The organism is Sessilibacter corallicola, assembly GCF_021290925.1.
Taxonomy (GTDB): domain Bacteria; phylum Pseudomonadota; class Gammaproteobacteria; order Pseudomonadales; family Cellvibrionaceae; genus Sessilibacter; species Sessilibacter corallicola.
In genome coordinates this window covers 197894-209032 of the sequence record NZ_JAJSLX010000004.1, presented here as the reverse complement: position 1 = coordinate 209032, position 11139 = coordinate 197894, and the positions used below count along the sequence as shown (strand labels likewise).

Here is an 11139-nt window from a genome sequence, read left to right as displayed (position 1 = left end):
GATTTACGGGGTTAATATTCGTTACATAGATGGATTAGAATCAGACTGTGCTTCAACGACTGAAAAGTGCTCGAGTGCATGGAAAATTGTCGCACATTATAAATTCCTAGATTAGAAAAGACAGGCACGACTATGAGCCAAGAGCAAGAGATAAATGACCTAAACGTGGTTTCCCAGGACATCCTCATTACACCGCAGCAAATCAAAGATGAATTGCCTTTATCCGCCAAAGCTGAGCAAACCGTGGCTCAAGGCCGAATGGACGTTCGCAATATTCTTGATCGCACCGATCCAAGATTGATGATTGTTGTTGGCCCCTGCTCCATCCACGATGTTGATGCAGCGATGGATTATGCCAAACGATTGAAAGAGCTTTCAGAAAAAGTGAAAGACACGCTATTGATTGTTATGCGCGTCTATTTTGAAAAGCCACGTACCACCGTAGGCTGGAAAGGCTTAATTAACGACCCACACCTGAACGACTCTTTTAAAATCGATGAAGGTCTTCACATTGGCCGTAAGTTACTGTTGGATATTTCTGAGCTTGGTCTACCTACCGCTACCGAAGCCCTAGATCCAATTTCGCCACAGTATATGCAAGACCTAATCAGCTGGTCTGCTATTGGCGCACGTACCACCGAGTCACAAACTCACCGCGAAATGGCCAGTGGATTATCGTCTGCTGTCGGTTTTAAAAACGGTACCGATGGCGGCTTAACTGTTGCTATTAACGCCTTGCAATCAACTGCCAACCCACACCGCTTCTTGGGTATTGATAACGAAGGTAAAGTTGCCATTATTCACACTCGCGGCAACCAATACGGTCACGTTGTTTTACGTGGCGGTAACAACAAACCAAATTACGATTCAGTAAGCGTGAGCGTTTGTGAGAAAGAGCTGGAATCTGCTGGCATCAAGCCAAACATTATGATCGATTGCAGCCACGCAAACTCCAACAAAAACCACGAATTGCAACCGCTGGTTATTGAAAACGCGACTCATCAAATTCTTGAAGGCAACAAGTCCATTATTGGTTTGATGATCGAAAGTAACATTGGTCCGGGTAATCAAAAAATACCTGCCAATCTTGAAGACTTGACCTACGGCGTATCAGTCACCGATAAGTGCATCGATTGGGACACCACCGTTGATCAGCTCATCAAGATGAGTGAAGCATTGAAAGACAAATTGCCTAGCCGTTAATTGATTGTTCGTAAATTGATGGTTCGTTAATTGATAATTCGATAAGCGACAGCTAGCAGCTCTAAAAAACCACAGCGGCGCAAGCCCTGTGGTTTTTTTATGCGCCGAAGCTTATAAAAGATCATATTTTAATCAAAAAAATATCCACAAAAACTCACCCAATAGAGCAGCTATCGCTCACATCAATCCAAACTATCAACTAAAATAGGTTTAGGACATAATTCAGTTTATGTGCTGACTTACTTTAGTTACTTTCTCAAAATATAATTTTTAGGCGAAAATTATTACTTGAACGTCAAATATTTTAGTAACTGCACGTAACCGAGACACAGTACCTGTCAAATCTTCGGTAATTCGTATATTCTCGGTAGTTATCCAATTACCTACATGTTAGAGTAATTTAGTAATAAGAACTTATTCAAAACCAACACAGGCTGTGCATAACTTAGGTTATACACATTATCCACAAACTTAATAACAGAGGAAAAAGGGGAATGTTTGATTGGAGTAATTCTCTTTTTGAATCCAGTAAAACCCCCGAAAGCTTGGTGAATTCTGTCACTGGCCAAGCTTGTAGCATCCGCTTCGCGAAAGTAAGCAATAAAGAATACGTCTTTATTGTGAGCTTGGAAGAGATTGATAAATCCCTAATTCTAAAAGAGTTAGTCGCCTACTTATCGGATGATGTTTTGCTGGAATACCCTAGCTCCGAAATTATTGCTGTGCATTTTAATCAGTTCGGCAAGCAACAATATCGTCGATTCAGCCTTGTGTGGACCGAAACTGGCGCGCAATTGGTTCGGCCAAAAGAAAGAAATCCAGCATCAAAGGCGGAATTTCTTAATGCCCTGTTTAATTCCAGTATCAGCGTAGAAGATTTTGAAGAGATTGAATGATTCGGCTACTCATCTGAAGAATCGCTCAGTTAAATAATCGGCCATATTAAATAATCAAAACAGGCAACGTGGCTGGTCAGCAGCATTTAAATAGACGAATCAAAAAGCCACTGACCAGAAGGACCATCACATTAAATGACGGTTAGCCTAGATGGCCAACCTAGTAGTATGCGTTGGTGGTATCGGTGTGATCGGTCATGTCTTTAACCCCAGCCAATTCCGGGATTTTATCTTTTAACGTTTTCTCAACGCCATTTTTTAGTGTCATGTCTACGGCACTGCAACCCTGACAACCGCCACCAAACTGCAAGATTGCGAAGTTTTCGTCGTTCACTTCTACCAGCGTTACGTTACCGTTGTGCGCAGCCAAACCGGGATTAATGTCGTTGTATAAAACGTAGTTAATTTTATCTTCAATTGGGCTGTCGTCAGTGACTCGAGGCATTTTTGAATTCGGCGCACGAATTGTTAACTGACCACCCATGCGATCTGCGGCATAGTCCACTTTTGCATCTTCGAGAAACGGCAAGCTGCGGCCTTCAAAAAATGCCTTAAATTTACCGTACTCAACAACCTCATCGTCTTCTTGCTCTTCGCCAGGTTTGCAATAAGCAATGCAAGTCTCTGCCGTAGGGGTTCCTGGTGATGAAACAAACATACGAATGCCAATCCCCTCAACATTTTGCTTACCGAGCAATTCAGCCAAATAATCTTGAGCAGATTCTGTAATTTCAACCATAGCCATTCAAATTAACCACTGTAATAAGTTGCTGCCGTATAAACAGCTTATTTCTAATTTTCCCGAAATTACTGGGTTTCATGATGCGAGTATACTGCGATGTTTTCAGTACACTAGACCACTTTGGTGGGACCCACCCGATTAATATCCGAGTATTCTACTAGGGATTTTGCCAAATCATCGCAAGATCCACCAGCAAAAACTATTCTTTTATCAAGGTTTGCCAACCATCGCGCCGATAAATCGGTCAGCGCGTCCGTTTTCAGGCCCAATTTTGACCGCACAATACGATATAAGCAGGATTTCGACGCGTATATCGAATTTATCGCATACTTGCTTGGCAGGAGATCTCTGTTAGAATTCCGGCCCTGCATCTATATCAAAAAATATTGATATAGACCCACAATGAGAGATGACGGGTTTTATTCATGACAACAACACCTCGCAGACAGCTTTTAGAAACTGCCCTTAATGAGCGAATTTTAATTTTGGACGGCGCCATGGGTACCATGATCCAGAATTACAAATTAAAAGAATCTGATTACCGAGGAAAACGCTTTGCCGACTACCACATGGATATCGCCGGCAATAACGATTTGTTGTCGATCACTCAACCCGACATCATTAAAGACATTCATAAAGAATACTTAAACGCGGGCGCAGACATTGTTGAAACCAACAGTTTTAACGCGACGCGATTATCCATGTCTGACTACGATATGGAATCCCTTGCCCACGAAATCAACCTAGAATCGGCAAAATTGGCGCGCCAAGCAGCCGATGAAGTCACGGCACAAAACCCGGATAAACCACGATTTGTGGCCGGAGTGCTTGGCCCGACCTCGCGCACCTGCTCTATCAGCCCGGATGTTAACGACCCAGGCGCGCGCAATGTGACCTTTGATGAGCTGGTCGACAACTACGTTGAAGCCCTCGACGGATTGATCAAAGGCGGAGCCGACATTATTTTGGTGGAGACCATTTTCGATACGCTGAACGCCAAAGCCGCGGTTTTTGCCATCGAAAAATACTTCAAAGAACAAAACGTTGAGCTGCCAGTGATGATTTCCGGCACCATTACCGACGCCTCTGGCCGAACCCTGTCGGGCCAAACCACAGAAGCTTTCTATAACTCGCTTTCGCATTCACAGCCGCTCAGTATGGGACTTAACTGTGCTTTGGGTGCTGATATGCTGCGCCAATACGTGGTTGAGCTGTCTAACTCGGCCAGCTGTTTTGTCTCCGCTCACCCTAACGCTGGCTTACCCAACGAATTCGGTGAATACGATCAAACGCCCGCAGAAATGGCAGAAATCGTCGGTGAATTCGCTCAAAGTGGATTGGTGAATATTCTGGGCGGCTGCTGTGGCTCCTCGCCGGCGCACATCAAGGCAATTGCCGAAGTCTGTAAACAACACCCACCCAGAAAAATCCCGCAAACCGATCCGGCCTGTCGCTTATCAGGTCTTGAGCCTTTTAACATCGGCGCTGACTCACTATTCGTCAATGTGGGCGAACGCTGTAACGTTACCGGCTCCGCTCGCTTCAAACGGTTAATTGTTGAAGAAGATTACAACACCGCATTAGAAGTCGCGCTTGAACAGGTTGAAAATGGCGCCCAGGTGGTCGATGTCAACATGGACGAAGGCATGTTGGATGCCGAAAAGGCCATGACCACGTTCTTGAATTTGATTGCCTCTGAACCCGATATTGCCCGTGTTCCGTTGATGATTGACTCCTCCAAGTGGGAAGTCATCGAAGCGGGCTTAAAGTGTGTGCAAGGTAAGGCCATTGTGAACTCCATCAGCCTCAAAGAAGGCGAAGAAGAGTTCATCGAGAAGGCAAAGCTGTGCCGCGACTACGGCGCCGCCGTTATCGTAATGGCATTCGACGAAACCGGCCAAGCCGATACTTATGAGCGCAAAATCGAAATTTGTGAGCGTTCCTACCGCGTGTTAGTGGATAAAGTTGGCTTTAACCCGACCGACATTATCTTTGATCCAAATATCTTTGCGGTTGCCACCGGTATTGAAGAACACAACAACTACGCCGTGGATTTCATTGAAGCAACGGCCTGGATTCGCAAGAATCTTCCCGGTGCCGGTGTTTCTGGGGGCGTGAGTAACGTTTCGTTCTCTTTCCGAGGCAACAACCCAGTTCGAGAAGCCATTCACTCCGTATTCCTCTATCACGCTATTAAGGCCGGTATGAATATGGGCATCGTGAACGCCGGTCAGTTGGCGGTGTACGACGATTTACCGGCCGAACTGCGCGATCGCGTTGAAGATGTGATCCTCAATCGCAGCCCCGATGCGACCGATGCTCTGCTGGAAATCGCCGAAAAATACCGAGACACAGGCGGCCAAGCGACCAAAAAAGACGATCTCGAATGGCGAGAATTACCGGTAGCCGAGCGCCTGCAACACGCGCTGGTTAAAGGCATCAGTACGTTTATCGAAGAAGATACCGAACTAGCCCGCCAAGAAGCCTCGCGCCCACTGGAAGTGATTGAAGGCCCATTGATGGACGGCATGAACGTAGTCGGTGACTTATTTGGCGCCGGTAAAATGTTTTTGCCCCAGGTTGTGAAATCGGCACGCGTGATGAAGCAATCGGTTGCTTACTTGCAACCCTACATTGAAGCCGAGAAAGACGAGGCCACGAAGTCGAACGGCAAGGTATTGATGGCCACCGTAAAAGGCGACGTTCACGACATCGGCAAGAATATTGTGGGCGTGGTTCTTCAGTGTAACAACTTTGAAGTGATCGATTTGGGCGTGATGGTACCGGGCGAAAAGATCATCGAAACTGCGGTTAAAGAAAACTGCGACATCATCGGCCTATCTGGCCTGATCACACCGTCGCTGGACGAAATGGTGTCAGTGGCGAAAGAAATGGAACGTCAAAACATCAATAAACCGCTGTTGATCGGCGGCGCCACCACCTCGAAAGCACACACTGCGGTAAAAATTGATCCGCAATTCGATCTCAACCAAGTGGTTTACGTGCCGGATGCTTCCCGAGCTGTGGGTGTTGCCACCTCTCTTCTATCAAAAGAATTGCGCACCAATTTCGTCACCGACGTTAAAGAAGAATACGTTAAAGTACGTGAACGCACCGCCAACCGCAGACCTCGTGGTGAACGCGTACCTTACCTAAAGGCAGTACAGCAAAAACAAGCCACTGATTGGTCAGAATCACAGCCGCCTACCCCAAATTTAACCGGCGTGAAAGTTTTCGACGATTACCCACTGGAAAATCTGGTTGATTACATCGACTGGACGCCGTTTTTCATCAGCTGGGATTTGGCCGGAAAATACCCAAAAATTCTGACCGACGAGGTGGTTGGTGAAGCAGCGACCAACCTCTTCAACGATGCCCAAAGCATGTTGAAGCAAATTATCGACGAAAAGCTCATTCAAGCTCGCGGCGTTATCGGCATTTGGCCCGCCAACAGCATTGATGACGATATCGAAGTCTACGATCCAGAATCCGGTGAGTTAATCGGCACCTGTCACCATGTGCGTCAGCAGTACAACAAAACCAATGACGTGAAGAATATGTTGTCTCTGGCTGATTTTGTCGCCCCCAAAGACACCAACATTAAAGACTACATGGGTGGTTTCGCAGTTACCGCAGGTATCGGCGCTGAAGAACTGGCTCAATCTTATGAGCAAAAAGGCGACGACTACTCCAGCATTATGGTCAAAGCCCTGGCCGATCGCCTGGCCGAAGCCTTTGCCGAACACATGCACGAAAGAGTTCGAAAAGAATTCTGGGGCTACGCCAGCGATGAAACCTTAGACAACGAATCGTTGATCAAAGAAAAGTACCAAGGTATCCGCCCGGCACCGGGATATCCGGCTTGTCCCGATCACTCAGAAAAAGCCACACTGTTTAAATTGCTTGAGGCCAGCACAAACACCAGCATTGAGCTGACCGAGCACTTTGCGATGACTCCTGCGGCGTCGGTATCGGGCTGGTACTTTGCCAATCCAAACGCAAAATACTTCCCGGTCGGCAAAATTGGCGTCGATCAGGTGGAAAATTTAGCAAAACGCAAAGGCTGTGATGCATCAGTGGTTGAAAAATGGTTACAACCGAATCTAGACTACGATAACTAATATAGGAGCCTCTGATTAACCTCAACATTACTCAGCGTGATCTCAAGCGTGCAGTTGCAAGGCGGCGTTTGCCATTAATGGCCGTAGTCCTTAATAAAAACGGCAACGCTGCAAATGTGCGCTTGAGACCACGCCCTGCGGGGCCTACCAGTTTTTCCCTGCTCCGCGTTGTGCTTTTTCGATTTAACCCGTTAGACCTTCAAAAGCACGCCTCGATCAGAAAAAAACTGATTGGCCTGAGTGATCTTGAGGTTAATTAGAGGCTCCTATACACAGCAACCAACAGGTGGCCGTTATGAATCAGGATAAGTTGTCGTTTTGGCAGGTCTTGTTAAGCATTCTCGCAGCCGCCTTTGGTGTCCAAAGCCAAAAGAACCAAGAACGGGATTTCTCTCGCAACCGCGTTGTTGTTTTTGTTGTCGGCGGTGTTTTGTTTACGGTAGTGTTCGTGGTGTCACTGGCGTTTCTTGTTCAGTGGATTATCCAATCCTCCGCCGGATAATCGTTCGCTCGCCGTCACTTCTTAATCTCATATTCAAGTTATCGATTTTTATCAGTGAAACTATGCGTTTTACCGTTTAACTGAATTTTGCGAACATAAGAGCCTACCAATCATATTTTCCTGTGCAGATTGCGGTATTGATTAGAACACTGCTTATCGGAGCAATGTTTATCAGCACACAGGGAAAAGTGGTTTAATTATTGTTTAAAAACAGAACGAATAGCGCTGAGCTTGTGACGTTTTGGCAGGAAGTGACTAATTGGCAGAAAATAATTGAGTAAGTAGCTGTTGTGTGATTAAAGGTTAAGCAATGAAGGGAAAGGTCAACGGACGCGAAAGCTGCGCCCGTTTAAATCCATTTATTATTGACCGCTGATCCAAAATAAGCATGTTGCTACAAATATAACGATTAACACCACAGATGCGATTGAATCGGCAATGTTATCTTCTTCATGTTGCATTTGAACATCGTTATTTGTATTGCTCATAGACGAAGCTCCAATAGATTTAAATTTAAGTATTATTGTTATAAACGCTGGTACTGATAAGTTTCACACTTGAATTAGTGAATTTATTTTGATCACGAGTAACATTATTGCAATTGGTAAGAATAAGTCTAGAAATTAGAACGATAACTTCACTAAAGTATAATAAAACTGAAGAAATTGTTACTAAACTACTCGTGTTACCTTCCCAAATGCTACCTCGCGGCCAAATCCAGATTAGTGTATGCTTCGCGCCAATTTGAATTCTGGCAGGAAATGCCTCCAAGTTTCATAACACTCATAACAGCTATGATAAACCTCGATAAGGTAAACTGATTTAATGTACGTCTACGACCAGCATGATGCCAAAATCCTGAGCGAACGCGTTGCTCAGTTTCGCGGGCAAACAGAACGCTTTCTCGCAGGGGAACTGAAAGAAGAACAGTTCCTACCCTTGCGGTTACAAAACGGGCTATACGTTCAGCGTTTAGCGCCAATGCTTAGAATCAACGTGCCCTACGGCATGATGAACTCGACTCAATTGCGTCGCCTAGCGCATATTGCACGTCACTACGACAAAGGCTACTGCCACATCAGTACCCGTCAAAACGTGCAGTTCAACTGGCCTGACCTCGCTGAGGTTCCCGATATTCTTGCCGAGTTGGCAGAAGTCGGCATGCACGCCACACAATCGAGCGGTAACTGTATTCGTAACACTACCTCTGACCAATTCGCAGGCATCGCCAGTGATGAGAGCGTTGATCCTCGCCCCTACTGCGAGATGATCCGCCAGTGGTCCAGCTTCCACCCAGAATTTGCTTTCTTGCCACGTAAATTCAAAATTGCCGTAACCGGTGCCGATGCTGACCGCGCCGCAATCCGCGTTCACGATATTGGCTTGCGCGTTAAGAAAAACGACGCTGGCGAAGTGGGCTTCCAAGTATTCGTCGGCGGCGGCCTTGGCCGTACACCTGTGATCGGCCAAGAAATTTGCGATTTCCTACCCGAAAACGACCTGCTCACGTATCTTGAGGCGATCATTCGAGTGTATAACTTGAACGGTAACCGCCAAAACAAATACAAAGCGCGTATTAAAATTCTGGTTCGTGCCCTTGGTATCGATACCTTCAAAGAGAAGGTAACGGCGCAATGGCAGCGAATGAAAGATTCCTACACCAAAGTACCTGGTGAAGAAATCGATCGCTTGAAAGGCTTCTTCACCACGCCTGCGTACGAATCTTTATCGGAAACCGACAGCACCCAAGCAATCGCAAGCTTTGCCGAAGACAACACGGCTTTCAAAAAGTGGATGGATCGCAACACCCAGCAACACAAAGTAGCGGGCTACAGCGCGGTGACTCTATCGCTAAAACCTACCGGCGTTGCACCCGGAGACATCACTGACAGTCAGCTAGAAGCCATTGCCGATCTAGCCGACAAATACAGCTTTGGTGAAGTCAGAACCACTCACGAGCAAAACATCGTTTTAGCGGATGTTAAAACCGCAGATTTGCCAGAGTTGTGGCAAGCCCTTAAAGATAACGGTTTCGCAACACCAAACATCGGCATGCTAACCGACATGATCTGCTGCCCAGGCGGTGATTTCTGTTCATTGGCAAACGCCAAATCAATACCCATTGCCGAAGATATTCAACGTACCTTCGACGATTGGGATTACTTGTACGATCTCGGCCCTATCGACCTGAACCTTTCAGGCTGTATGAATGCATGTGGTCACCACCACGTGGGCAACATTGGTATTTTGGGTGTCGATAAAAAAGGTAAAGAGTTCTACCAAGTTCAGCTTGGTGGCCAAGCCGGTAACGACGCCTCGTTAGGCAAGGTGCTTGGACCTGCGTTTACTCGTGAAGAGATTCCAGAAGTCATCAAAACCATCTTGGATATCTACGTCAACCAACGAACCGAAGAAGAACACTTTGTCGATACTTATCAGCGTATCGGATTAGAGCCATTTAAGGAGCGAGTTTATGCCAAAGCTAATTAATAATGGGGTTCTAGAAGAGAACGTATGGCAAACCATCAGCGAGCCAACCGACGTAGCATCCTTGCCTGAAGGCAAAGTCTTGTTGCCGCTTGCTTTTGTTCAAGCCAATATTGATGAGATCACAATCAGCAAAGACAACCTAGGCATTATTATTCTGCCGGCGGATGCAGCAGAAGACAGCGCGCCTTTGTTGGATAAAGTTTCTGTGGTTGCGTTTGAATTCCAAAACTTTATGGACGGTCGCGGCTTTTCACAAGCGCGCATTGTTCGTGAAGAACTGGGCTTTGAAGGTGAAGTTCGAGCTACCGGTCAGTTTATTCGCGACCAGCTTCTCTATCTTAAGCGCTGCGGTTTCAACGCCTTTGAATTTGGCGATGAGAGCGTAGACGTAGAAGCCGCTCTAGCGTCACTTAGCGACTTCACCGAATACTATCAAGCCGGTGTTGATGAACCAAAACCGTTGTACCAACGACGTTAAGTTCATCGCTTATCCTGCAAAAACAAAAAAGGCTTTCAACATTGAAAGCCTTTTTTATAAATAAAATTTAAAGGGATAAATTAAGCACTAATACCATGCGCTTTGATGCGTATATCAGCACGCACTTTTGCACGAATATCCATCCATATTTGACCCATCATATTTTCACCGCGCTGATCACGGCCAATTCCCCAATAGGGATCGTACATTGAAGTTTCTACAATTTTGTCGTCGCCGGTATCTAACAGTGCTTCTTTAACTTCTTCAAATGCCATGACTTTCGTGTAAAGTGCCCTAGTCATCATGACACGACGTTTTTGTTTCCAATCTTTTGCACGACCACGTTTCCACCAACGATTACCCAGTTTATAGGCATCGACACCAGACTCACTTTTCGTGATTTCTTCAATATCCTGAGGCTTAACAAATTTTTTCGCTTGGTAATAATGCTCAGCGGTAGCCCACGTATCCCCTTCCAATTCGAACGGATGCGCAGTAACGGTAGAAAGTAAACAGGTTTCGTCCAATCTGGAAAAACTGTACGCCTGCTCTAATGAAATATCGTGTTGGAACATAAGCCTTAAAGGTCCGAAGTAGGACTAATAATTATACATTGAAATTAGCGTGTCGGAGCAATTTTTCTCACCTTTTTATACCTGCCATTAGTAGATTACAAATAAAAAGCAAGCAAAATCGCCATTGATTTT

Annotated in this window: 8 protein-coding genes; 6 read left to right on the top strand and 2 right to left on the bottom strand. The window is 45.8% G+C overall.

Going from position 1 to position 11139, the window contains the following annotated elements; translation table 11 throughout:
- Positions 1 to 132: 132 nt before the first annotated feature.
- Both LU361_RS17600 and LU361_RS17595 read left to right on the top strand, forming a co-directional pair.
- A complete protein-coding gene (locus tag LU361_RS17600) occupies positions 133 to 1203 on the top strand; it encodes a 3-deoxy-7-phosphoheptulonate synthase (protein WP_233090345.1) in 1071 nt (356 codons plus the stop codon).
- 494 nt (positions 1204 to 1697) lie between these two features.
- Positions 1698 to 2099, top strand: coding sequence for a hypothetical protein (locus LU361_RS17595; RefSeq protein WP_233090344.1), 402 nt, complete (start codon positions 1698 to 1700; stop codon positions 2097 to 2099).
- A gap of 160 nt (positions 2100 to 2259) precedes the next feature.
- On the opposite strand, the gene nfuA is transcribed toward LU361_RS17595, so the two are convergent.
- Complete coding sequence (gene nfuA / locus LU361_RS17590) at positions 2260 to 2844, bottom strand: Fe-S biogenesis protein NfuA (RefSeq protein WP_233090342.1); 585 nt, start codon at positions 2842 to 2844, stop codon at positions 2260 to 2262.
- A 422-nt stretch (positions 2845 to 3266) separates the two neighbouring features.
- Between nfuA and metH the strand changes: the two genes are divergently transcribed.
- From metH to LU361_RS17570, 4 genes are all read left to right on the top strand, one after another.
- Positions 3267 to 6962: a methionine synthase gene (gene metH / locus LU361_RS17585; RefSeq protein WP_233090341.1), complete on the top strand. Its 3696-nt coding sequence runs from the start codon at positions 3267 to 3269 to the stop codon at positions 6960 to 6962.
- A gap of 295 nt (positions 6963 to 7257) precedes the next feature.
- Positions 7258 to 7464: a DUF2970 domain-containing protein gene (locus LU361_RS17580; RefSeq protein ID WP_233090339.1), complete on the top strand. Its 207-nt coding sequence runs from the start codon at positions 7258 to 7260 to the stop codon at positions 7462 to 7464.
- Between the two features lie 825 nt (positions 7465 to 8289).
- On the top strand, positions 8290 to 9954 hold the full coding sequence (locus LU361_RS17575) for a nitrite/sulfite reductase (RefSeq protein ID WP_233090338.1): 1665 nt from the start codon (positions 8290 to 8292) through the stop codon (positions 9952 to 9954).
- Positions 9938 to 10432: a DUF934 domain-containing protein gene (locus LU361_RS17570; protein ID WP_233090336.1), complete on the top strand. Its 495-nt coding sequence runs from the start codon at positions 9938 to 9940 to the stop codon at positions 10430 to 10432. The genes LU361_RS17575 and LU361_RS17570 overlap by 17 nt, the downstream gene beginning before the upstream one ends.
- 80 nt (positions 10433 to 10512) lie before the next feature.
- Here the strand turns inward: LU361_RS17570 and ybiA are convergent, their stop codons facing one another.
- Positions 10513 to 11007 (bottom strand): riboflavin biosynthesis intermediates N-glycosidase, encoded by a 495-nt coding sequence (ybiA, locus tag LU361_RS17565; RefSeq protein WP_233090335.1) that lies wholly within the window; start codon positions 11005 to 11007, stop codon positions 10513 to 10515.
- Positions 11008 to 11139 lie beyond the last annotated feature (132 nt).